This is a genomic window from Kocuria subflava (assembly GCF_012163155.1).
Classification (GTDB): domain Bacteria; phylum Actinomycetota; class Actinomycetes; order Actinomycetales; family Micrococcaceae; genus Kocuria; species Kocuria subflava.
In genome coordinates, this window is sequence record NZ_JAAVUN010000022.1 from 16,963 (window position 1) to 39,151 (window position 22,189).

Below are 22,189 nucleotides of genomic sequence, written 5' to 3' on the forward strand. Positions count from 1 at the left end.
GCCGATGCGAGTCACAGCACAGCGCCACCCCTGGGCTAGGGATCGGGGCGGACGGACCGTTATCCTGGATCACCGTGACCACCCCTGAGAATTCCCAGAGCCAGCAGCCCGCCGAGCCCGCTAGCGCGGGTGAGCCGAGCGCCGTCGTCGAGAACCGCAAGAGTGCTGCGGTGGCCGACGAACAGACGGAGTTCCGCCTGGCCAAGCGGCAGGCACTTCTGGATTCCGGGCGTGAACCCTACCCCGTGTCCGTGCCGCGGACCCACACCATCCAGCAGGTCCGCGAGACCTGGGGTGAGTTGGAGGCGGGGGAGGAGACCGATCAGGTGGTCTCCGTGACCGGGCGCGTGGCCTTTGTGCGCAACACCGGCAAGCTCTGTTTTGCCGCCATCCAGGACGGTGACGGCCGCCAACTGCAGCTGATGCTCTCCCTGGCCGTGGTGGGTGAGCAATCGCTGACCGAGTGGAAGAACCTGGTGGACCTGGGCGATTTTGTCTCCGCCACGGGGCGGGTGATCTGCTCGCGCCGCGGGGAACTGTCCATCATGGTCAACGAATGGCAGATGGCATCCAAGGCTCTGCGCCCGCTGCCCAACCTGTATGAAGGCAGCGAACTCAACGAGGAAACCCGGGTTCGCCAGCGATACCTGGACCTCTTGGTGCGTCAGCAGGCACGCGACGTCGTCCGAACCCGGGCCACCATCATCAAGACCGTGCGGCGCACCCTGGAGGATTCCGGGTACTTGGAAATTGAGACCCCGGTACTGCAGTTGATCCACGGCGGGGCCACGGCACGCCCGTTCGACACCCACCTGAACGCGTTCGACCAGCCCATGACCTTGCGCATTGCCACGGAGTTGTTCCTCAAACGCGCAGTGGTGGGCGGCGTTGAGCAGGTCTTTGAGATCGGCCGGGTGTTCCGCAATGAAGGTGTGGATTCCACCCACAGCCCCGAATTCACCACCCTGGAGGCCTATCAGGCCTGGGGTGACCAATTCACCATGGCAACGTTGATCCAGAAAATCGTTGTGGCCTGTGCGGATGCATTGGGGTTGGAGGGTCCCCTGCACACGGCCAAGGGTGAGATCGATCTGCGTGGTGAATGGGCGTGGATGGGTGTGTATCCCGGGCTGTCAGAGGCAGTTGGGCGGGAAATAACGCCGCGCAGTTCTGAAACCGAGTTGCGAGCGATCGCGGCGGAGCACAACGTCCCCGTCAAGGACGAATGGGATGTTCAAAAACTGGTGATTGAACTCTTTGGTGAAATCGTGGAGCCCACGCTCATCCAGCCGACTTTTGTTTTTGATTACCCGCCGGCTGCTCAACCCCTGGCTCGCCAGCACCGCAGCGAACACGGTGTGATTGAAGCCTGGGACCTGATCATCGGCGGCATGGAGCGCGGAACGGCGTTCTCCGAGCTGATTGACCCCGTGATCCAGCGGGAGCGTTTGACGCAGCAATCGCAGATGGCGGCCGCCGGCGACGACGAAGCCATGCAGTTGGATGAGGACTTCCTGCGTGCCCTGGAACACGGTGCACCGCCCATGGGCGGTTTGGGGCTGGGTCTGGATCGGTTGATCATGCTGTTCACGGACCTGGGCATTCGGGAGACGATTCTGTTTCCGCTGATGAAGCCAGAGAAAGACTGACCGGTCCGGGAGGGCATGAATCATGGGTGATTATCTGGCTGTTCTGCTGCCGTCCATCGGCGTGGGGCTGATTTTCTGGTTTGTCATGCGATCCATCATGCGCGCTGACCGCGGAGAGCGGGAGGCGGAGAAGACTGCGCGGGAGGACGCCGAACAGTGGTACCGGCAGGTCCGTGAGCGGGAAGGACACTCGGTGACGGGCGCGGCAGGCGGAGATTCGGGCGGCACTGCGGATTCCAGCAGGGTGCAGGCGCGCAACGCTGCACAGGAAGATGAAAAGTAATCCCTGTGATGGAGAAAGTGGACTCACGTACGTCTACACAGGTGTGATCCGAACAAGAGTTATCTGCCGGCGAACATGAGAAATTCCTGATAGTCGGCGTGGAGTTCGCGGGGCTCTAATTGCATTGACGGCGTTTGCGGTTTACCGTTGATGTGATCGCGGAGATCGGTGACAGATTTTCCCAGGAAAATACCTGCCGCCCCTCCCGACCCTTGAACCTCAATCCACATTCGGGAGAGATCCACACAATGGCACAGACAGTAAAGATCATCCTCGAGGACGACCTCGACGGCGGCCCCGCCGACGAAACCATTCGTTTCGGTCTGGACGGAAACTCCTACGAGATCGACCTCTCCAGCGCAAATGCAGACAAGCTGCGCGGTGCCATCCGTCCGTTCGTGTCCAAGGCTCGCCGGGCCTCGGCTGCAGGCAAGGGCCGCACCGGTACCGCCCGCGCTGCTGCCACCCGCACCAACCCGGACACCCCCAAGATCCGTGAGTGGGCCAAGTCCAACGGTTACAACGTCTCCGACCGTGGCCGTATCCACCAGGAGATCCAGGATGCTTACTACGCAGCCAACAAGTGATCGGTGGCCGGGGCCATCGGGTTTCGGCTGAATCCTTGCTCAAGGGCCGGGTGAACATTTTGTGTTCGCCTGGCCCTTTTGCATCCCACCCTTATCCGCCGAGTGGGCTTTTTGATCGCTGCTGAGCGCTGAGGGGCGATCAAAAAGCCAACTCGGCGGAGGGGTGAGTGGGTCCAAGTTTCGCTGCTGGGGAAGAGGCTTTTGGGAGAGCCGAAAAACCGCGTGATCTTGCGCCAGCAACCTTCTCGCCAGTGGCGAACAGCCCATGATTCACGGGGCTGCCTGCGTAGCATCGTCGTGACGATCAACTGAGGAGTATCCATGTTCGAACGCTTCACCGACAGGGCCCGACGGGTCGTGGTGCTGGCCCAGGAAGAGGCCAGGATGCTCAACCACAACTACATCGGCACCGAGCACCTGCTGCTCGGCCTCATTCACGAGAATGAAGGCGTTGCCGCCAAGGCCCTGGACTCGCTGGGCATCACGCTCAACGCCGCCCGCGAGCAGGTTCAAGACATCATCGGCCCCGGCCAGCAGGCCCCGTCCGGTCACATCCCGTTCACCCCGCGGGCCAAGAAGGTTCTTGAGCTCTCCCTGCGGGAGGCGCTGCAGCTGGGCCACAACTACATCGGCACGGAGCACATACTGCTGGGCATCATCCGCGCCGGTGAAGGTGTTGCCGCGCAGGTGCTGACCAAGCTGGGCACGGACCCGCAGAAGGTCCGCTCCACCGTGTTGGATCTCATCTCCGGCTACCAGGGTGGTGGCTCCGGGGAGGAGAAGGAGACCGCCGGTACCGGTGGCCGTTCCTCCGGTGAAGGCACTCCGGCAGGTTCCGCTGTGCTGGACCAGTTCGGCCGCAACCTCACCGCCGCTGCTCGGGAGAGCCAGCTGGACCCGGTGATCGGCCGTGCCCGTGAGATGGAACGTGTCATGCAGGTTCTGTCCCGCCGTACCAAGAACAACCCGGTGCTGATCGGTGAACCGGGCGTGGGCAAGACCGCCGTCGTCGAAGGACTGGCGCAGGCCATTGTCCGCGGGGACGTTCCGGAGACCCTGAAGGACAAGCACCTCTACACCCTGGATCTGGGCTCGCTGGTGGCCGGTTCCCGTTACCGCGGTGACTTCGAGGAACGCCTTAAAAAGGTGCTCAAGGAGATCCGCACCCGCGGGGACATCATCCTGTTCATCGATGAAATCCACACCCTGGTGGGTGCCGGTGCCGCTGAAGGGGCAATCGACGCCGCGTCGATCCTCAAGCCCATGCTGGCTCGTGGTGAACTGCAGACCATCGGCGCCACCACCCTGGATGAGTACCGCAAGCACATTGAGAAGGACGCTGCCCTGGAGCGCCGTTTCCAGCCCATCCAGGTGGATGAGCCCTCGGAGGCGCACGCGGTGGAGATCCTCAAGGGCCTGCGGGACAAATACGAGGCCCATCACCGAGTGTCCATCTCGGACGAGGCACTGGAAGCAGCCGTGCACCAGGCCGCCCGGTACATCTCCGACCGTTTCCTGCCGGACAAGGCCATTGACCTGATCGACGAGGCCGGCGCGCGCCTGCGCATCAAGCGCATGACCGCACCCCCGGAGATCAAGGGACTCGATGAGCAGATCGCCGGGGTCAAGAAGGCCAAGGAAGCTGCCATTGAGGGCCAGGACTACGAGAAGGCCGCGTCCCTGCGTGACCGTGAGCAGAAGCTGCTGGCAGAGCGCGATGAGAAGGACAAGGCCTGGCGTGAAGGCGGCGACCAGGTTGCTGAGGTCACCCCGGATGTGATCGCTGATGTTCTCTCCGCAGCCACCGGTGTGCCGGTCTACAAGCTCTCTGACGAAGAGTCTGGGCGCCTGCTGCGCATGGAGGACGAGCTGCACAAGCGTGTGGTGGGCCAGAACGATGCCATCAAGGCGCTTTCACGCTCCATCCGCCGTACCCGCGCAGGTCTGAAAGACCCCAAGCGTCCGGGTGGTTCGTTCATCTTCGCCGGGCCCACCGGTGTTGGTAAGACTGAGCTGGCCAAGGCCCTGGCGGAGTTCCTGTTCGGTGACGAGGACGCCCTGATCACCCTGGACATGTCCGAGTACCAGGAGAAGCACACGGTCTCCCGACTCTTCGGTGCCCCTCCCGGGTACGTGGGCTTTGAAGAAGGCGGACAGCTCACGGAGAAGGTGCGCCGCAAGCCGTTCTCCGTGGTGCTCTTTGACGAGGTGGAGAAGGCCCATCAGGACCTGTTCAACTCGCTGCTGCAGATCCTGGAGGACGGTCGCCTGACCGACTCCCAGGGCCGCGTGGTGGACTTCAAGAACACCGTGATCATCATGACCACCAACCTGGGTACCAAGGACATCTCCCGGTCCGTGCCGGTGGGCTTCCAGGCCGGCCTGGATGCAGGCTCCAATTACGAGCGCATGCAGGCCAAGGTCCAGGATGAGCTCAAGGAGCACTTCCGGCCTGAGTTCCTGAACCGTGTGGACGAGATCATCGTGTTCCCGCAGCTGACCGAGGCGGAGATCGTGCAGATCGTGGATCTGTTCGTTGCTCGTCTGCAGGAGCGCCTGCGTGAGCAGGACATGTCCATCGTGGTCACGGACGCCGCCAAGAAGGCATTGGCCTCCCGTGGGTACGACCCCGCCATGGGTGCCCGCCCGCTGCGCCGCACCATTCAGCGCGACATCGAGGACCACCTCTCGGAGAAGATCCTGTTCGGGGAAATCTCCTCCGGTGAGCAGGTGCTGGTGGACGTTGAAGGTGAGGGGGATGACCAGAAGTTCACGTTCGTGGGAACCCCCATGGCCGAGCTGCCGGACACTGACTTCTCCGATGCCGCGGATGACCAGGACAACTCTGATCTGGTCCCCGGCGAGGAGCCGTCCGGTACAGATGTGCCGCACAGCGGGGAGTACGACTCCGCAGCCTCGAACTCCGGCCAAGAGGGTCCGGGCACGGGGCAGGCAACCGCCTGATCGTCGTCGTCAGCCCCAGTGAGGCTGGTTGAGGAGGGCCGCGCCGTACAGGTGCGGCCCTCCTTGCTGTTCGCGGCTGCCCCCGCGGGTGTGCCTACACTTGCCGAATGACTTCTGAGATCCGTCTCCGCCCGGCCACCACTCAGGACGTGCCCGGGATCAAGGCGCTGGTGACTCCGCTGGCGCACGCCGGGGTGCTGGTGATCAAGGAGACGGTGGCGTACTACGAAGGCATCCAGGAATTCGTGGTGGCCGAAATGATCGACGACGACGGCGCCACCCGACTGGTCGGCTGCGGTGCGCTCCACGTGATGTGGGGGGATCTGGCGGAGATCCGCACGCTGGCCACGGATTCCACGGTTCGGGGCCGGGGGATCGGCGGGAAACTGGTCACGCAGTTGCTGGAACGGGCCCGGGACCTGGGTGTGGACCGGGTGTTCTGCTTGACCTTTGAGGTCTCCTTTTTCCGAGGTCACGGTTTTGAGGTCATGCCAAACCAGGATCAGATTGACCCTGAGGTTTTTGCAGAGCTTCTGCGTTCGCAGGACGAGGGTGTTGCCGAGTACCTGGACCTGGCGCGGGTCAAGCCGAACACGTTGGGCAACACCCGCATGATCCGCAACCTCTCTGCCCGCCCGCACTCTCCTTCTCCCACTCCCGCCTCTCCGACCACTCCCGCCTTCCCCGCCGAGTAGGCCTTTTGATCGCCCCCGAGCGCTCAGCAGCGATCAAAAGGCCTACTCGGCGGAGGAAGTGGGTGGCTCAGAGAGGGTGATCTGCGGACGGTTGCTAGGGGAGGCGAATGCCGGAGTCCGTCCGGATGGCCAAACCGTCTGAGACCAGGCCGTCCACGGCGCGGCGTCGTTGATCCGGCGGGGCATCCAGGCTCAGGAGCTTCTCCAACTGTTTGACCGGGCCCGTTGAACCCGCATCGTCCAGGCTGATCTCCTGGGCAACGGTGAGCCACTGCTCCGGTACGGCCACGTCCGCTGCTCGCAGCACGGCCATGACCGCGCCGCGCACTTGCCGGTCAGTTCCGTGCCAGGCCTGGCCTCTGGGCGCCATCTCCGGTGGTGGGGAACCGGCAGCCAACCACGCACAGTCCGCGGCCACCGGGCATTCGGCGCATTTGGGAGACCGGGCGGTGCAAATCAGGGCACCGAGCTCCATCACCGCCTGGTTCCACCTGACGGACAAGGCACGATCCTTGGGCATCAGACGCTCGGCCAGCCTGGTTTCGGCCGCGGTCAGGGACTTGCCGCGCAGGGCCACCCCGGAGATCACGCGGGCGTGGACGCGGCGGATGTTGGTGTCGATCACCGTTTGTCGGTCGCCAAAGGCGAAGACCGCCACCGCCGCCGCCGTGTAGGAACCTACTCCTGGCAGGGCCAAAAGCGCGCTGTGATCTGGGGGAACCTGGCCCGCGTGGCGTTCTACGATGGCCTGGGCGGCAGCTTGCAGGCGCAGTGCCCGCCGCGGATAACCCAGCCGCTCCCAGGCGCGCAGCACATCAGCCGTAGGGGCCTGGGCCAGGTCGGCCGGGGTGGGCCAGCGGCGCATCCAGTCCAGCCAACGCGGCAAAACTCGGACCACGGGCGTCTGCTGGAGCATGATTTCCGAGACCAACACACCCCACGGCGAGCAATCAGCGGCCCGCCAGGGAAGGTCACGTTGGGCCGTGGCAAACCACTCCGTGATGTGCCGGTGCAGCCTGGCAATCACCTGCGGATCCAGGTCAGCTACGGGTGTGGGCGCGGGGGTCATCCGCACCACTGTAGCCTGGAGGTCATGGCACGGGACGATGCAAGCGGGCGCGGAAACAGTGGGCACGGGGAGAACGATCCCTGGGATTTTGACCTCCCTGATCTGGGGGAATCCACCAGGCCCGCTCGCAACCGCACCGAACGCACCCCGCAGCACGACGACGCCGCAGCCGAGCCCCCGTATGACCTCCACGAACAGTCATGGGCAGCCTCGTCTGATGACCACCACCGTGTGGATGATGACTGGGACACCCCCGCGGATGACGCCTATGGGGCTGGCGGTGGTTCATCCTCCACGGGGGGTGGTCTTGGCCCGGAGGTCTACCGGCGCAGGCGACTGATTGCCCTGGTTCTGGCGATCGCTGTGGTGGGTGCTCTGGCCTACGGCCTGGTGAACCTGTTGGGCGGGGACGCGGAAGTTGCACCCGGACCTGCCGCCACTGCGCAGCCCACCAACACGGATCCCTTTGCCGGATTCACGGCCCGCCCAGAATCTCAGGCCAGCGACGGCGCCTCCGGGCCTGCGGCCCGAGCCTGCGGAGAGAAGCTCAAGGTTTCCGCCTCCACGGAGAAGGAGACCTACGGTGAGGGCGCGAACCCCATCCTGGTGATGTCCTTGGAGAACACCGGCGATGATCCCTGCATGGTCAACGCAGGCACCGCGCGCATGAACTTTGCTGTGACCAGCGGACCGGACAAGGTCTTTGACTCGGCGCACTGCCAGATCGACGGCCAGGACCGTCCCATTGAAATCGAACCCGGTGAGACGGAATCCGCGCGCTTTGAGTGGAACCGGCACCGTTCCGTGGCGGACTGTGCCACGGAGGGCGCCCAGGTGAACCCGGGTGGTTACCGCTTGACGGTGGCACTGGGGGAGACCCGTAGTGAGGGTGTGGAATTCACCCTCGAGTGAGTCAGCCGATGGTGGGCCTGGCTCGGCAGCGGGAGCGGCCTTCTGTTGGACCTGACCCGGTGGCGCGAGGGGCTCGGTGGGGGTCCTGACCCGTCGGTGGATCTGATGGGGTGGCGGCCCTGACCCTGCGGTCCGGGACGGCTGCGCTTGGTGTGATCTCAGCTGGGGAAGAACAGGGCCAGAGCCTCTGCCAGGGTGGTGACCTCCTTGACCTTGAACCCATCGGGGATGGGTCCAGGTCCCTGCGGGCTGGCCGGCACCACGGCGTGCGTGAATCCCAGCCGGGACACCTCGTGAATCCGGCGACCGATGCCGGGGACCGGGCGAACCTCAGCGGCCAGTCCCACCTCACCAAAGCACACCAACCGCTGGGGGAGAGGTTTGTCCTGGGCAGCAGATGCCAGCGCCAGAGCCACAGCAAGATCCGCTGCCGGTTCCGCCAGCCGAACACCACCCACGGTGGAGACGTAGGCATCCATGTTGCCCAAGCTCAGCCCGGCACGGCGCTGCAGAACAGCCAACAACATGGCCACCCGGGAGGAGTCCAGCCCGGCCGTGGCCCTGCGTGGCTGGGCGGTCTGGGACTGGTCCAGCAACGCCTGTACTTCAGCCAACAGTGGGCGACGGCCTTCCATGGTCACGGTCAGACAGGTTCCTGACACCGCTTGGGCGGTTCTGGAGACGAACAACCCGGAGGGATCGTCCACGGAGCGGATGCCGCTGTCCTGAAGTTCAAAACACCCGACCTCATCCGTGGGGCCGTAGCGGTTCTTGACGGCACGCAGCAGGCGGATGCTGGAGTGCTTGTCACCTTCGAACTGGCAGACCACGTCCACCAGATGTTCCAACAACCGTGGGCCGGCAATCGTGCCCTCCTTGGTCACGTGACCCACCAGGAGCACGGTCATGCCCCGGGATTTGGCGGCAGCGATCAGGGAACCAGCCACCTCACGGACCTGGGTCACACCACCGGCAGCACCATCCACTTCTGCGCTGCTCAGGGTCTGGACGGAATCCACCACCAGGACCTCCGGTTCCAGGGCCTCCACCTGACCCAGCGCGGTGGCAAGATCCGTCTCCGCCGTCAGAAACAGTGAGTCCGCCAGGGCGCCGACTCGATCCGCACGCAGTTTGACCTGTGCTGCTGATTCTTCACCGGTCACGTACAACACCTTGCGCGCCGGCCGTGGTGCCACCCCGCGAGCCACCCGTGCGGCGGCATCCACCAGCAACGTGGACTTGCCGACCCCGGGTTCACCGGCCAGGAGGATCACGGCGCCGGGCACCAGGCCACCACCCAACACCCGGTCCAGCTCGGAGACTCCGGTGGGCACAAAAGCGGCTTGGGAGGCATCAACGTCAGCAATGGGTTGGGCTGGTTTGTCCACCACCCGCGCCGGTGTGGTGCGGACCTTGGCGGTGCCAACCTCTTCCACGGTGCCCCAGGACTGACATTCGCCACAGCGGCCCACCCATTTGGCGGTGGCCCAACCACACTCCGTGCACCGGTACCCAGGTGTTTTGCTCTTGGCGCTCATGACTACAACCTAATGAGGGGCTCGGACATCACAAGAGCGGGCGCCGTCGTCGTCGTTCCGGTGAGCAGCGGCTCATAAGCGGTCCCAGTCGTCCAGGCGGGGGAGATAGGTCAGGGCCTCCTCGTGCTCCAGGCCCGTGGCCTCCAACAGGTCCACCACCATGGGCCGCATCAGCAGCACCAAACCTTGCCCCTCCATGGTCTGGATGCCCATGGTGTCCGGATGCATGCGCCCCGCCACCACTTCCAGTTGGTTCCGGGCCTGCCGCATGTAGGAATCGCGCGCCCCGGACTGTGCCACCGCCAAACCATTGCCCACGGTGTTGATCACATCAGCCATGGCATCCAAGCTCTCGGCAATGGACTCCAACGCCTCCGGGGCCAGCGTGATGTGATTGATGATGCTGGCCACCCGCCGGGCCAACACCCGTGAGTTGCGGGTCACCAGATCCAGGTAGCGGATGGCTCGAGCGATCTCATCCACCTCGGAACGGTGACGCCGGTGCAGTGGTGCTGCCACGGCGATCTCGTGGGAAGACTTCAGGGACGTGGTCACGCCGTCCACAATCGGCTGCGTCTTGCGGGCCCGCACCAGACAGTGCCAGGCGGCCTGGGAATCGTCACGACGCACTGCCTCCGCCGCTTCCCGCAGCACCTCGGAGACTTCCGTGGTCAGCTTCCGCAGCTGCTCACGGGGTTGTCTGCGCGGGTCCGTGGGGATCAAATACACCAGCAGCAGCGCAAAGGCACCGCCGATCATGGCATCAATCGAACGCGTCAACGTGCCGTCCACCGGCGGTGGCAACATGACCACCAACAGCGCTTGCAGTGCCATCTGGGTGGTGAACAGCACCCCGCTGTCCAGGAACTGCGCCAACAGCACGGAAAGCAACATGACGACGGCGGCCTGCCAGATCCCCCGCCCGATCCAATGGGTGAGGAGTTCGGCAAACAAGATGCCCAACGTGCAACCGATGGCCACCTCCAGCACCCGCCGGTAACGGATCCCGCCCTTGGAAAACCCCAATGCCACGGTGGCGGCCGTTGCAGCAAAGATCGGTCCGTGATGGCCAAGGATCCGCTCGGAGAACACAAAGGCTCCCACCGCAGCCACGGTCAGCTGCAGTGCCTGCAGGATTCCGGTGCGGACTCGAAGGAAGCCGTCCTTGACGCGCTCGCGGGCCAAATCGTTGAAGCCACGGGAGGGTTGGGGGGAGGTGGCTTGACTCATGTGGCCATCTTAGGCGGGGGCGTTTTGACGGCTCGGCCACGTCCGGCAGGCTTGTGATGCGGATCGCGCAGGAGATTGGACTGTTCACCTTCCGTTCATGTTCTGCGGAAGTGCCGTCCACCCAGCCCCCATACAGTCATTCACCGTGAGCGCCGGGGTGAGACCTCAAGGTTTCCCACGGACTCGCTCAACGCCGAACCTCAACGGCGTGGATCACCGACGAGCCCCGGACATTCAAAAGGGGCCCTGAACTGAAGTTGAAGGGGCAATTGTGAAGGTTTCCCTCATTGGCCGCACCACCGCCGTCCTGGCTTTGGGCGCACTGACCTTGACCGCCTGTGGCGGTGGCGGCACGCTGACCGGTGCCGGCGCTTCCTCCCAGGAAGCTGCCATGACCGCTTGGACCAACGGCGCCTCCGAGAACGCCGACGTCGAGGTTCGCTACTCCCCGGACGGCTCCGGTGCCGGCCGTGAAGCGTTCCTGGCCGGTGGCGCTGACTTTGCCGGCTCCGACGCCATCATGAGTGACGACGAGTACGAGTCCTCCCAGGAGATCTGCGGCCCCGACGGCGCATTCCACGTCCCCGCCTACATCTCCCCGATTGCGGTGGCCTTCAACCTGCCCGGTGTTGACCACGTCAACATGAACGCTGAGACCATTGCCAAGGTCTTCAACGGTGAGATCACCACCTGGGACGATCCTGAGATCGCCCAGCAGAACCCGGATGCGGATCTGCCCGACACCAACATCACCGTGGTCCACCGCTCTGACGAGTCCGGCACCACGGAAAACTTCACCGAGTACCTGCACGCCGCCGCCGGCGATGTCTGGACCGATGAGGCTTCCGAGTCCTGGCCTGTCTCCGGTCAGGAGAACGCACAGGGCACCTCCGGTGTGGTTTCCACCGTGAGCGGCACTGAGGGCGCCATCACCTACGCTGACGCCTCCGCTGTTGAAGAAGGCGGCGACCTGGGCACCGTGTCCGTTGGTGTGGGTGGCGAGTACGTTGACCTCTCCGCAGAAGCAGCTGCCACCGCCGTTGAGGCCTCCACCGTGATCGAAGGCCGCTCCGACGCCGAGATGGCCATGGAGCTGGCGCGCGACACGGAAGAGTCCGGGGCCTACCCGATCGTTCTGGTCAGCTACCACATCTACTGCAACGAGTACCAGGATCAGGACACCGCTGACGCAGCCAAGGCCTTTGGCCTCTACGTGGTCTCCGAGGACGGCCAGAACACCGCTGCTGACGCAGCCGGTTCCGCCCCGCTGTCCGAGTCCCTGCGCTCCCAGGCTGAAGAGTCCATCAACGGCATCACCGCCGCTGAATGATGTTCCACGGGTTCTCACCTGAACAGTGAGCGCCCCCACCCACACGGTCCGTCCGGTCCCGAGGTCATCCAGACCGGGCATCGGACGGACCTGTGCTGTGACCGGTGTGTCCCACACCACGCTGGGATCCGTGGCTGACGACGCCGGTCCATCCTGAACCGCACTTGACCCTCAACCAAAAGGGGCATGACGAATGTTAACCAATCTCTCCGACTCGGAGGAGCGCACGGGGCGCAGGCCCGGGGGAGAAACTTCCCGTAGCTCGTTGGCCAACGCCGACACATCGGGCGGCCGCGCCGGGGACAAGATCTTCTCCGGGCTGAGCTTGGGCGCCGGCATCCTGATCTTTGTGATGCTGGCCGCCGTCGCCATCTTCCTGACCTGGCAGGCCTCACCGGTCCTGGACATCCCGGCCACCTCCGTCTCCGGTGGTGAAGGGTTCCTGAACTACGTCTACCCGCTGGTGCTTGGCACCTTGGTGGCAGCGATCATCGCGCTGCTGATCGCCACCCCGGTGGGCATCCTGGTGGCTCTCTACATCTCCCACTACGCCCCCGCCAAGGTGGCCAAGCCCGTGGGATATGTGATCGACCTTCTGGCCGCCATCCCGTCCGTGGTCTACGGCGCATGGGGCATGACTGTGCTGTCCCCGGCCCTGGCGCCCTTCTACACGTGGCTGTCAGAGAACTTCGGCTTCATTCCGCTGTTCGCAGGCCCTGCATCAGCCACCGGGCGAACCATGATGACCGCGGGCATTGTGCTGTCCATCATGATCCTGCCGATCATCACGTCCCTGTGCCGGGAGATCTTCATCCAGACCCCGCAGCTGCACGAGGAAGCCTCCTTGGCACTCGGTGCCACCCGGTTCGAGATGATCCGCCAGGCCGTCCTGCCGTTCGCCCGTACCGGCATCATCTCCTCCGTGATGCTGGCCCTGGGCCGTGCCCTGGGCGAGACCATGGCTGTGGCACTGGTGCTCTCCACCGGTGGCCTGCAGTGGTCCCTGATCCGCACCGGCAACAACACGATTGCCGCCGAAATCGCCCTGAACTACCCGGAGGCCTTCGGCAACCGTCTGGCGGAACTGATTGCCGCCGGTCTGATGCTGTTCATCATCACCTTGATCGTGAACTTCATTGCCCGCGCCATCATTGCTCGCTACAAGGAATTCTCGGGGGCCAACTGATGTCGATCTCCACTCAATCCAAGTCATCCTCCCCGGTGAAGAACTCCCTCACCTCCGGGCAGCGCCCCAAGTGGTTGGTGCCGGCCGTGATGGTGGCCGCCGTCGTCGTGGGTGCAGCACTGTCTGCGCTGATCGGGTTCGGGATCGCCACTTGGGCGATCTTCTCCGCGGTGATCTTCCTGATTGCAGCACCCATTGCGGTGACCACCATTGAAGGCAGCCGCAAGGGCTCCGATGCCGCCCTGACCTACGTGGTGTACGCGGCGTTCATCCTGGCCATCATCCCGCTGATCTCCGTGATCTGGACCGTGTTGGTGCGCGGCGTGCCCACCATCTCCATCGACTTCTTGACCACCACCATGGGTGGCATCACCGGAACCGTGGACCAGGCTGCTGCCAACGCCGGTGACCGTCCTCCGGGAGGTGCGCTGCAGGCCATCCTGGGCACCGTGGCCATCACCTTCTGGGCCACCCTGTTCTCCGTGCCGATTGGGCTGCTGACCGCCATCTACCTGGTCGAGTACTCCAACGACAACTGGCTGGGCAAGGTCATCACCTTCCTGGTGGACGTCATGACAGGCGTGCCCTCCATTGTGGCCGGTCTGTTCGCCTCCGCGCTGTTCGGTCTGATGCTGGGGCCCAACACCCGTATGGGCATCATCGGTGCCGTGGCGTTGACCGTGCTGATGATCCCCACGGTGGTCAAGGCCACGGAGGAAATGCTCAAGATCGTCCCCAATGAGCTGCGTGAGGCCTCCTACGCCTTGGGTGTGCGCAAGTGGCGGACCATCCTGAAGGTGGTCATCCCCACCTCCATCTCCGGCATCGCATCCGGTGTGACCCTGGCGATCGCCCGTGTGATCGGTGAAACTGCGCCGCTGTTGGTGACTGTTGGATACTTCGAGCGGGTGAACCTCAATGTGTTCAATGACTGGATGGCCACCCTGCCCACCTTCATCTACCAGCAGCTGATGCGACCCGTGGCTCCCACCGCCCCGGACCCCTCCACCGACCGTGCATGGGGTGCGGCGCTGATCCTGATCGTGTTCGTGATGGTGCTCAACCTGATCGCTCGACTGATTGCCAAGGCGTTCGCGCCCAAGACCGGCCGCTGAACCGGCCTGACAGAGACTAGAGAGAAGCAGAGGATCCATGTCCAAGCGAATCGACGTAGAGAACCTGAACGTGTACTACGGCGACTTCCTGGCCGTTGAGGACGTCAACATCAACATCGAGTCCCGCTCGGTGACCGCCTTCATCGGCCCGTCCGGCTGTGGCAAGTCCACCTTCCTGCGGACCCTGAACCGTATGCACGAGGTCATCCCGGGTGCCTACGCCAAGGGCAAGGTCATGTTGGACGGGGAGGACCTGTACGGCAAGGGCGTTGACCCCGTGACCGTGCGCTCCATGGTGGGCATGGTCTTCCAGCGCCCCAACCCGTTCCCCACCATGTCCATCCGGGACAACGTGCTGGCCGGCGTGAAGCTGAACAACAAGAAGATCTCCCGCTCGGATGCCGATGCACTGGTGGAGTCCTCCTTGAAGGGCGCCAACCTGTGGAACGAGGTCAAGGACCGTCTGGACAAGCCCGGCTCCGGTCTCTCCGGTGGCCAGCAGCAGCGTCTGTGCATTGCCCGCACCATGGCCGTGAAGCCTGACGTGGTGCTGATGGATGAGCCTTGCTCCGCTCTGGACCCGATCTCCACCATCGCCATCGAGGACCTGATCCATGAGCTGAAGGAACAGTTCACCGTGGTGATCGTGACCCACAACATGCAGCAGGCCCAGCGCGTGGCTGACAAGACCGCGTTCTTCAACATTGAAGGCACCGGCAAGCCCGGCAAGTTGGTGGAGTACGACGACACCGCCACCATCTTCCAGAACCCCAGCCAGAAGGCCACGGAGGACTACGTGTCCGGCCGCTTCGGCTGATCGGTTCCTTGTGCCCAATTCAGTGACGCCCCAGGGCTCGCCACAGATCGCCGGTCAAGGCGCGCCAACGACGACGATCCGCCAAATCCACCCAGGTGCCGTCCGGCAACTGCACCCCGAGGTTGCACGTGGGCTCACGGAATTGGTCGTGGACAAGCATCAAGCGCAGCAGAGTTTCCATGGGGGACCAGACATGGCTGGCCGCTCGACCAAGGCTGGCGCGCAGGGCAGCTGCACCGCGGGTGTATGGCGGTAGCTGATCCACCAGATTCAGCAGATCTTCAGGGGTGATGGGCCATCTGGGGTCTGCGTAGCTCAATCCCGTGGCCAGGATGTGGTCAACGGCAGCCACTGCCTTCCATCCGGGCAGCAGGGGTTGGATGGCCAACAGGGTCTCCAACGCACCGGTGACTTGGGCGCGCCACAGGGCCGTCTCCAGCGGCAGGCTGAGGCCCTTGCGGATCAGCAGATCCGGGCGCCCTTGTGACCGGCGAGAGCCCGATCGGAGTTATCCACAGGTCAGGTAGGGGTTACTGAGACCACATTCCAACTTTGAGCACGGAAAAACGCATCACCGGCCGAAAATCTGCACCTATCCGTGCGCAAAGCTGGATAAAAGAAGCGAGCTCAGGCGCCCAACAACGGGGAGATGGCCAACGCCAGGGTGCCGCCCACCACGGCGCTCACCACCGGGGTGAGGACCCAGCACACCAGGATCTGCCCCACAATGCGGTGGTTGGTTGCCCGGTACTTCTGGTTGATGCCGGTTCCGAGCACAGCCGCCGTCGTGGTTTGGGAGGTGGACAGTGTGACGCCACTGGTGATGCCGCCGGCAAAGAGCAGCAGGCCGCAGACCACCTGCGCGATCCCGCCGCGCAGCGCGTCCGTGCCCACCATGCGGGTGGAGATGGTGCGGGCAATCCGCCAGGCGCCGAACAAGCTGCCGATGGCAAACGCCAATGCGGTGACCACAACAGCAGCCGGCAGGGCTGAGTCGGAGGCGCCGGAGGTGAAGCCGCCCAGGGCTGGAATGGTCAGCAACAGAAGCAGCACCCGTTGTCCGTGGAAGAGCCCGTGGCCAACATTGGTGCCGGTGGAGCCCACCACCATGCCCACGCGGGCCAGGAGTCGGACCTGGTTGGCCTCCACGTGGCGCAGTCCGCGGACGGCCGGGATCACCAGCACCCAGGCGATCACGAATGCCACCACGGGGGCCACCAGCACCGGTACCGCCAGATGCCAGAAGGTGCTCATGTCCAGGGGCAGTTCAGCGGTCAGGCCCACCCAGCCCACGGCTACGGAGGCGCCCAACACTGCACCTGTGAACGCTGAGGTGCTCGACGACGGCAACCCCCACCACCAGGTCAACAAATCCCATCCGATGGTGGTCAACAAGGCACAGATGATCACGCCCAGGGCCGGTGCGGGGTCGATCAGGTCGGTGACAAACAGGTCAAGATCGGCCAGCGGCAACATGATGGCAGCGGCCACCACACCCAACATGTTGAGCAAAGCCGCCAGGATCAAGGCCGCTCGCGGTGTGAGAGCACGGTGGCGAACCGGGATGGCGGTGGCATTGGGGACGTCATGGAAGGAGTTCACCAGGGCGTAGCCCATGGTGAGGATCAGGGCCAGGACAACCAGGACAGCGGTCACGGATCAGGTCTCCGCGACCACAATGCGGCCCACTTCCGTGGCCAACTGGCTCAGGGCACGGGTGCAGTTGTGCAGGTGCTCCACCATGATGGTTCGCTTCAGCGCCACTGCCGGTTTGTGCTTGTCCAGCAAATCCAGGCGGTGCAGTTCAAAGGTGCGGTCAGCCTGTTTGCGCAGCCGGAACATGTCAAACCAGTACTCATCCAGGCCCTCAAGGTCCGAGAGGTTGTGCATGGCGCGCACGCTCAGGTTGGCCATGCGCCCGATGGTGTTCAGCTGCTCCGTGGTGTGTTTGGACTGCCGCCGCATGGCCGGCTCCGCCATGGCCTCGGCGGCCAGCAACAGGGATTCGCAGGCCCGGGCCAACCAGCCGCTGAGCACGTAGACGTCTGAGCGCGGGATGGGCAACACGTAGGAGGAACGTGAGGTGGTCATGGCGCTGAAGTAGAGGTCCGCCGTGCGGGCGTCCACCGCTCGCGCTTCTTCCAGGACCTGGTCCACGTGGTCGTCGTCGCTGCCCAGAAGTTCGGAACAGCACCGTGCGGATTCGTTGACCTGACCGGCCATCTCGGCCAGGAGGTCAAGGATGCGATCGTCCTCGGGGAAGATCCGCAACGGCATGGAGTCCTACACCTTCGCTCGCTCGGGCACAATCGGGCCAGGAAATCCGCGCTGGTTTCGCTGGCAAGGGCACCTTACCGGGTGAAAGTGAACTCACCGGACGCTGCCGCATGCAGGGCAGTGTTGGGCCTGGTGAGGGAAAGTTTGAGGGTGTCGGACCGGGAGCGCCTCTCGGCGGAAGGCCGCTCGTGGCGGCTAAATGATGGAGCCCGGGGCTACCTGCGGCCCGACACCTGCAAGCATCCTACGAGCCCTCACCCCGCGCCGGTCAACCGCCGTCGTCCCGCGATCACGCTCAGTGAACGCACGCCCGCCCGCTGCACAACGACGACGGCGCCCGGCCAGCCGTCAGTCCAACGTTCCTGCCCGCCATGCTCTGGCGGCAGCTTCCAGGTCCTCCGCGGTGCGTTCGAGCTTGCGTGCTCCACGGACGGCTTCCAGGCCTTCGTGGTCCTCCAGACGGATCCGCCCCAGGGCGGCCACCCGGCAGAAGGCGGCAAACCGTTCCAGGGCCACGTCGAAATCACCCCGCCATGCCCCGTGCAGCACGGTGTTGGCCATGGTCTGGATTTCCTCCGCGCCCGGGGGATCGGCCACCCCTGCCACCACGTTGGAGACCTGCGCAGTGGATCGACCCGCGGTGAACCACCGGCTCATCCGAACGGGGTCGGCGCGTACGGACGAGCGCAAGGCGTAGAGCCGCCACAGGGCACCGGGGAGGCTGACCGGCGGGGCATCCGACCACAGGGCGGCCAACCCGTCCAGGCCCTCGGTGTCCGTGAACTCCACCAGGCGGCGGTGCACCTCCGGGTCCTCGATGGACCGGCCGCGGCTCACCACGGCAGCGGCGGTGATGTGGGCGACCTCTGCCACCAGGGCAGGGTCCATCCCGCCCTCCTGTTGGTCAAAGACCTCTGGGGAGAACTTCACGGGGCTGTGGTGTTGGCGGCGCTCAGACATTGCACTCGAGTCTACGAGCCCGCTTCAACCTCCGCACCGTCTCGCTGGCCTTCACCATCAGCTGCCAGGTCCTGGTTCTGATGCCAGTGATCTCCGGGTTCCCAGCCCAAAGCCTCGTGCAGGGAGGCCACCACGTCCTCTGCCTCCACCCAGGCCAGTGCCTTCCACAGGGCCAGAGCGGCTTGCGGATCCTTGGCTTCCAAACGAGCTTGCGAGTCCGGGTCCAGGGTGTGCAGCTTGATCTCCGTGTCTGCCTGCAAGCGCATCACGGGGCTGGTGTCTGATTCTTCCTCGTGCTCGTGATCTGCCGCTTCTGCCCGTTCCTCCTGAGCGCCGCGGGGGTCACCAAACACCGTGCCAGGGCGCAAACCGCGGATGGGGCGCGCACCGCCGTCGGGGGATTCGGCCACAATCTGTGCGGTGCCCTGAACCACCAGGTGCACCGAGCCGGCCACAGCCTCATCCTCCGGCAGGTACTCACCGGCCGGGACCGTGACGGCGTGGGAGTACTTCCAGATCCGCCGCGCCATGTCCTTGCCGGTGCGGCGCAACAGGTCGCTGTCGATCAGCACTTCCTCGTCGCTGAGTTCCTGGCCCACCTTTGCATCCTGCTGTTCCTCCAGGACGGCGTCCTCCACGTGGATCAGGGCTTCATCGCGGGTCGAGAACACCGGCAGATCACCCCAGTCGTACTCCCAGGACTCCCCGGTGATGAAGTACACCTCGCGCCCGTTCTCCCGAATGTTGCGCGCTGCCGCAGCCAGCATCCGCAGCGTGAAGGCTGCAATCTCATCCGTCATGGAGAAATCCACCACCACGGCATCAGCGTCCACGGCCACACGGCGCATGGTCCGCATGGTGTCCTCCACGCCCGGGAACATCAGATCCCCCTGGATCTCAATCACCGCAATGTCCCGGCAGGCCTGGGAGAGCACGTCACGGGAGTGCTCGTCACGGCGCATCAACGACGGCGACTGGGCCAGTGACGTGATGGCCCTCACCGTGCTGCGGGTGGGGCGGGGGCCGCGGGCAAAGTGGAGGTCCATGCTCTGGGAGATGTGTTCACACGCCGCCTTGCCGCGCACGCTCGTGCCGTGTTCATTCAAGGCCGGGGAGAAGGTGGCCACCGCCAGTTGGCCGGGAACCACCGCGATGATGCCACCGCCCACACCTGACTTGGCAGGAAGGCCTACGCGAACAAACCAGTCCCCGGCGTCGTCGTACATGCCGCAGGAGTTCATCACGGACAGGACGCGCTCCACGGTGTCCGCGCGGAAAACGCGCTCGCCGGTGCGTGGGTTCACCCCGCCTGATGCCAAGGTGGCGCCCATCAAGGCCAAGTCCTTGGTGTCCACCATGACGCAGCACTGGGCAAAGTAGTCCTCCAGGGCGTCCGTGGGGTCACCCTCGATCACTCCTGCGGATGCCAGGAGCCAGCCCAGGGCACGGTTGCGGTCCCCGGCGTCATGCTCCTGTTTCTGCATGTCAATGTCCAGGTCCAGCTCACGGCCCGCGCACCGCGAGTAGGTTTCCAGGATGCGCTCGCGGCGGGTCTGGTCCTGACCGTCCTTGACCAGCCAGGTGGCTGCGATGGCGCCGGCGTTGATCATGGGGTTGGCGGGAACCTTGGTCTGGGGGTCGATCGAGATTTCGTTGAACGCGTCCCCGCTGGGTTCGACGTCGATCTTGGAATCCACGTGGTCGAAGGTGTGATCCTCCAACGCCATGGCGTACGTGAAGGTCTTGGAGATCGACTGGATGGAGAAGCACTTGCGGCTGTCCCCGGCCTCGTAGACGTGCCCGTCAGCGGTGGCGATCACAATGCCAAAGTCGTTCCGATCGGCTTCAGCAAGGGCCAAGATGGAGTCGTTGACCTCGCCGTCGTTGATGTTCTGGAGGGCCTCCAGGATGTTCTGCAGCGCGTTGTCCAGGGGGGAGGGGCCCAGGACATCCGTGACAGTGGGGTGATCAGGGGTGTGCGGTGGTGCGGTGGCCGTGTGCATGGAGGGGGCGGTCATGATTCCTTTCCAAGGATCTTGAATCTCTGCCCCTGATCCTGCCAGGTATGGCTACTGCGCGTCTGCGATCAACTGCGGGTTGCGCGCCAGGATGGTGGTCACGATTGCGGTGCAAATCGCCTGGACCAGCAGAATGCCCACCAGGACCACCAGCTGGAACATGGCCGCCTCTGCCGGGCTGGCGCCGCCGAACAAGGCACCCACAAAGGCGCCGGGCAGCGTGACCAGGCCGGTGGCGCGGGTCTGGTCCACGTTGGGAATCATGGCGCTACGGGCAGCCCGCTGGCCGATGTCTCGGTAAGCGATGGCGGAGGTGGCACCCAGGGAGAACCAGGCCTCGATCTCAGGCTTCTGGGCCACTGCGGCTTCCCGGAAGGCACGGCCGGCCAGGGTGGCTGCGGTCATGGAGTTGCCGATCAGAATGCCCGCCACGGCGATCACGTTCTGGGTGGTCCAGTCCACCAGGTGCAGACCGAACACGGCCGCCGTGCCCGCGACCCCGCCTGCTATCACACCGGTCAGCACGGCCTGCTTGGCAAACGGCATGCCTCTGAGGCGACCGATGGAGGTCAAGGAGGCCGTGGTCAGCATCAGGGCGATGAAGAACATCACTGTCCACGGCACGCTCAGGATCCCGCGCAGCAGCACCGCGATGATGCTCAGCTGAAGGGCCGCCCGCAGGACGCCCGTGAAGATCTGAGGGCCCAAGCGCATGCCGTGACGGTGCTGGATCACAGCAGCTGCCGTGGCCATCAACGCCAGCCCGACGACGAACCACGCGAACTCGGTGGGAGTGCGGCCGCCCATGGTGAATGGTGTGGATGCTGCTTGTGTTGTGGCTGTTGCCGCCGCCTGTGTGAGGTGTTGAGTCAGCGGCTGTGTGAGTGCAGTGAGGGTCACGACTTGACGCTACTCCTGCCCGGTTGGTTGGGGGACCCCCGGCTCGGCTAGGATGGTTCGCGTTGCTGCGCCCGACTTGTCCGGGCTGCTGCGACCGGGGCCTTTAGCTCAGTTGGTAGAGCAGTGGACTTTTAATCCATGGGTCGTGGGTTCGAGCCCCACAGGGCCCACCCCGCGCACAAGGCTCGAACCCTTGCCAGCAGAATCGTTGGCTCGGGTTCGGGCCTTGTCGGTGTTCTGAGCCCAGTTGAGGGCGTTGACGTTGAGCTGGGGGTCGAGCAGCGTCTCGAAGGGCCGGTTGTTCTCGACGCGGAGTTTGTCGTCTTCGTCGATGTAGACCTTGGTGAAGAAGGCTTGGTCGCACAGGCGTCGGTTGGCGTCGTCGAGGTGGGCGGGGATGATCTGGATGCGCTGGTAGTAGTCCTCAATCAGCTTCTCGGCGTCGGCGATCAGGATCGCCCCGCATGTGCATTCGGTGCGTTCGGAGTGTCGGTCGGAGCAGACGAAGTGGGACTGCCGCACGGATAGGTGACATCTTGACCTGACCTATGGCTCGGTTTCCAGTTGACGTCGCTAGTCGATGGTCTATCATGGAAGGCTCTTCGCATGCCACGCCCGTACCCTCCCGAGTTCCGTGCCCGTGCCATCGCTCTGGTCCG

The 22,189-nt window shown here is 64.5% G+C and carries 20 protein-coding genes and 1 tRNA gene; 12 read left to right on the forward strand and 9 right to left on the reverse strand.

What is annotated here, in order from left to right; all coding sequences use genetic code 11:
* Positions 1-74 precede the first annotated feature (74 nt).
* The 5 genes from lysS to GTW58_RS10510 all read left to right on the forward strand — a co-directional run bounded on the left by lysS (position 75) and on the right by GTW58_RS10510 (position 6,178).
* Positions 75-1,649, forward strand: a complete 1,575-nt coding sequence (lysS, locus tag GTW58_RS10490; RefSeq protein ID WP_370448286.1) for a lysine--tRNA ligase — start codon at positions 75-77, stop codon at positions 1,647-1,649.
* Between the two features lie 22 nt (positions 1,650-1,671).
* Positions 1,672-1,932: a hypothetical protein gene (locus GTW58_RS10495; RefSeq protein WP_119933401.1), complete on the forward strand. Its 261-nt coding sequence runs from the start codon at positions 1,672-1,674 to the stop codon at positions 1,930-1,932.
* 248 nt (positions 1,933-2,180) lie between these two features.
* Positions 2,181-2,519 (forward strand): histone-like nucleoid-structuring protein Lsr2, encoded by a 339-nt coding sequence (locus GTW58_RS10500; protein ID WP_047688702.1) that lies wholly within the window; start codon positions 2,181-2,183, stop codon positions 2,517-2,519.
* Positions 2,520-2,840: 321 nt separating this feature from the next.
* Entirely contained in the window at positions 2,841-5,483 is a 2,643-nt protein-coding gene (locus GTW58_RS10505; RefSeq protein ID WP_119933403.1) for an ATP-dependent Clp protease ATP-binding subunit, read from the forward strand.
* A 107-nt stretch (positions 5,484-5,590) separates the two neighbouring features.
* The gene (locus tag GTW58_RS10510) at positions 5,591-6,178 is read left to right on the forward strand and encodes an amino-acid N-acetyltransferase (RefSeq protein WP_119933404.1); all 588 of its coding nucleotides are present in this window, start codon (positions 5,591-5,593) and stop codon (positions 6,176-6,178) included.
* A 94-nt stretch (positions 6,179-6,272) separates the two neighbouring features.
* Here GTW58_RS10510 and GTW58_RS10515 read toward each other — a convergent pair whose 3' ends face one another.
* Positions 6,273-7,247 (reverse strand): HhH-GPD family protein, encoded by a 975-nt coding sequence (locus tag GTW58_RS10515; protein ID WP_052209369.1) that lies wholly within the window; start codon positions 7,245-7,247, stop codon positions 6,273-6,275.
* Positions 7,248-7,271: 24 nt separating this feature from the next.
* Between GTW58_RS10515 and GTW58_RS10520 the strand changes: the two genes are divergently transcribed.
* On the forward strand, positions 7,272-8,159 hold the full coding sequence (locus GTW58_RS10520) for a hypothetical protein (RefSeq protein ID WP_052209363.1): 888 nt from the start codon (positions 7,272-7,274) through the stop codon (positions 8,157-8,159).
* Between the two features lie 158 nt (positions 8,160-8,317).
* On the opposite strand, the gene radA is transcribed toward GTW58_RS10520, so the two are convergent.
* Positions 8,318-9,697, reverse strand: coding sequence for a DNA repair protein RadA (gene radA, locus GTW58_RS10525; RefSeq protein ID WP_119933405.1), 1,380 nt, complete (start codon positions 9,695-9,697; stop codon positions 8,318-8,320).
* 72 nt (positions 9,698-9,769) lie between these two features.
* On the reverse strand, positions 9,770-10,927 hold the full coding sequence (locus GTW58_RS10530) for an FUSC family protein (protein ID WP_119933406.1): 1,158 nt from the start codon (positions 10,925-10,927) through the stop codon (positions 9,770-9,772).
* 271 nt (positions 10,928-11,198) lie between these two features.
* Between GTW58_RS10530 and pstS the strand changes: the two genes are divergently transcribed.
* The 4 genes from pstS (at position 11,199) to pstB (ending at position 15,375) form a co-directional block, all read left to right on the forward strand.
* Positions 11,199-12,257: a phosphate ABC transporter substrate-binding protein PstS gene (gene pstS / locus GTW58_RS10535; RefSeq protein WP_119933407.1), complete on the forward strand. Its 1,059-nt coding sequence runs from the start codon at positions 11,199-11,201 to the stop codon at positions 12,255-12,257.
* A 193-nt stretch (positions 12,258-12,450) separates the two neighbouring features.
* Positions 12,451-13,443 (forward strand): phosphate ABC transporter permease subunit PstC, encoded by a 993-nt coding sequence (gene pstC, locus GTW58_RS10540; RefSeq protein ID WP_119933408.1) that lies wholly within the window; start codon positions 12,451-12,453, stop codon positions 13,441-13,443.
* Entirely contained in the window at positions 13,443-14,558 is a 1,116-nt protein-coding gene (gene pstA, locus GTW58_RS10545) for a phosphate ABC transporter permease PstA (RefSeq protein ID WP_047688715.1), read from the forward strand. The genes pstC and pstA overlap by 1 nt, the downstream gene beginning before the upstream one ends.
* Before the next feature lie 37 nt (positions 14,559-14,595).
* The gene (gene pstB, locus GTW58_RS10550) at positions 14,596-15,375 is read left to right on the forward strand and encodes a phosphate ABC transporter ATP-binding protein PstB (RefSeq protein ID WP_047688717.1); all 780 of its coding nucleotides are present in this window, start codon (positions 14,596-14,598) and stop codon (positions 15,373-15,375) included.
* 19 nt (positions 15,376-15,394) lie between these two features.
* Here pstB and GTW58_RS10555 read toward each other — a convergent pair whose 3' ends face one another.
* From GTW58_RS10555 to GTW58_RS10580, 6 genes are all read right to left on the reverse strand, one after another.
* On the reverse strand, positions 15,395-15,763 hold the full coding sequence (locus tag GTW58_RS10555; protein ID WP_156125313.1) for a hypothetical protein: 369 nt from the start codon (positions 15,761-15,763) through the stop codon (positions 15,395-15,397).
* A gap of 239 nt (positions 15,764-16,002) precedes the next feature.
* Positions 16,003-17,031 carry an inorganic phosphate transporter gene (locus tag GTW58_RS14895; protein WP_119933409.1) on the reverse strand — a complete coding sequence of 343 codons (1,029 nt, stop codon included), beginning with the start codon at positions 17,029-17,031 and terminating at the stop codon, positions 16,003-16,005.
* A 3-nt stretch (positions 17,032-17,034) separates the two neighbouring features.
* Positions 17,035-17,652: a hypothetical protein gene (locus GTW58_RS10565; protein ID WP_047688724.1), complete on the reverse strand. Its 618-nt coding sequence runs from the start codon at positions 17,650-17,652 to the stop codon at positions 17,035-17,037.
* A gap of 348 nt (positions 17,653-18,000) precedes the next feature.
* Positions 18,001-18,612, reverse strand: a complete 612-nt coding sequence (locus tag GTW58_RS10570; RefSeq protein ID WP_119933410.1) for a hypothetical protein — start codon at positions 18,610-18,612, stop codon at positions 18,001-18,003.
* 11 nt (positions 18,613-18,623) lie between these two features.
* Positions 18,624-20,630, reverse strand: a complete 2,007-nt coding sequence (glsA, locus tag GTW58_RS10575) for a glutaminase A (RefSeq protein ID WP_119933411.1) — start codon at positions 20,628-20,630, stop codon at positions 18,624-18,626.
* A gap of 51 nt (positions 20,631-20,681) precedes the next feature.
* A complete protein-coding gene (locus GTW58_RS10580; protein ID WP_119933412.1) occupies positions 20,682-21,530 on the reverse strand; it encodes an ABC transporter permease in 849 nt (282 codons plus the stop codon).
* A 97-nt stretch (positions 21,531-21,627) separates the two neighbouring features.
* Here GTW58_RS10580 and GTW58_RS10585 point away from each other — a divergent pair.
* Both GTW58_RS10585 and GTW58_RS14360 read left to right on the forward strand, forming a co-directional pair.
* Positions 21,628-21,700, forward strand: a tRNA-Lys gene (locus GTW58_RS10585).
* The gene (locus GTW58_RS14360; protein WP_189587284.1) at positions 21,669-22,058 is read left to right on the forward strand and encodes a hypothetical protein; all 390 of its coding nucleotides are present in this window, start codon (positions 21,669-21,671) and stop codon (positions 22,056-22,058) included. The genes GTW58_RS10585 and GTW58_RS14360 overlap by 32 nt, the downstream gene beginning before the upstream one ends.
* The last annotated feature ends 131 nt before the right edge of the window (positions 22,059-22,189 follow it).

What these genes read in the sequence shown, in the direction of transcription:
- pstB (WP_047688717.1), top strand. Translation starts at nt 14,596, where the DNA reads ATGTCCAAGCGAATCGACGTAGAGAACCTGAACGTGTACTACGGCGAC.
- pstC (WP_119933408.1), top strand. Translation starts at nt 12,451, where the DNA reads ATGTTAACCAATCTCTCCGACTCGGAGGAGCGCACGGGGCGCAGGCCC.
- pstA (WP_047688715.1), top strand. Translation starts at nt 13,443, where the DNA reads ATGTCGATCTCCACTCAATCCAAGTCATCCTCCCCGGTGAAGAACTCC.
- GTW58_RS10520 (WP_052209363.1), top strand. Translation starts at nt 7,272, where the DNA reads ATGGCACGGGACGATGCAAGCGGGCGCGGAAACAGTGGGCACGGGGAG.
- GTW58_RS10505 (WP_119933403.1), top strand. Translation starts at nt 2,841, where the DNA reads ATGTTCGAACGCTTCACCGACAGGGCCCGACGGGTCGTGGTGCTGGCC.
- GTW58_RS10500 (WP_047688702.1), top strand. Translation starts at nt 2,181, where the DNA reads ATGGCACAGACAGTAAAGATCATCCTCGAGGACGACCTCGACGGCGGC.
- GTW58_RS10510 (WP_119933404.1), top strand. Translation starts at nt 5,591, where the DNA reads ATGACTTCTGAGATCCGTCTCCGCCCGGCCACCACTCAGGACGTGCCC.
- GTW58_RS14360 (WP_189587284.1), top strand. Translation starts at nt 21,669, where the DNA reads ATGGGTCGTGGGTTCGAGCCCCACAGGGCCCACCCCGCGCACAAGGCT.
- radA (WP_119933405.1), bottom strand. Translation starts at nt 9,697, where the DNA reads ATGAGCGCCAAGAGCAAAACACCTGGGTACCGGTGCACGGAGTGTGGT.
- glsA (WP_119933411.1), bottom strand. Translation starts at nt 20,630, where the DNA reads ATGACCGCCCCCTCCATGCACACGGCCACCGCACCACCGCACACCCCT.
- GTW58_RS10530 (WP_119933406.1), bottom strand. Translation starts at nt 10,927, where the DNA reads ATGAGTCAAGCCACCTCCCCCCAACCCTCCCGTGGCTTCAACGATTTG.
- GTW58_RS10515 (WP_052209369.1), bottom strand. Translation starts at nt 7,247, where the DNA reads ATGACCCCCGCGCCCACACCCGTAGCTGACCTGGATCCGCAGGTGATT.
- GTW58_RS10565 (WP_047688724.1), bottom strand. Translation starts at nt 17,652, where the DNA reads ATGCCGTTGCGGATCTTCCCCGAGGACGATCGCATCCTTGACCTCCTG.
- GTW58_RS10495 (WP_119933401.1), top strand. Translation starts at nt 1,672, where the DNA reads ATGGGTGATTATCTGGCTGTTCTGCTGCCGTCCATCGGCGTGGGGCTG.
- GTW58_RS10570 (WP_119933410.1), bottom strand. Translation starts at nt 18,612, where the DNA reads ATGTCTGAGCGCCGCCAACACCACAGCCCCGTGAAGTTCTCCCCAGAG.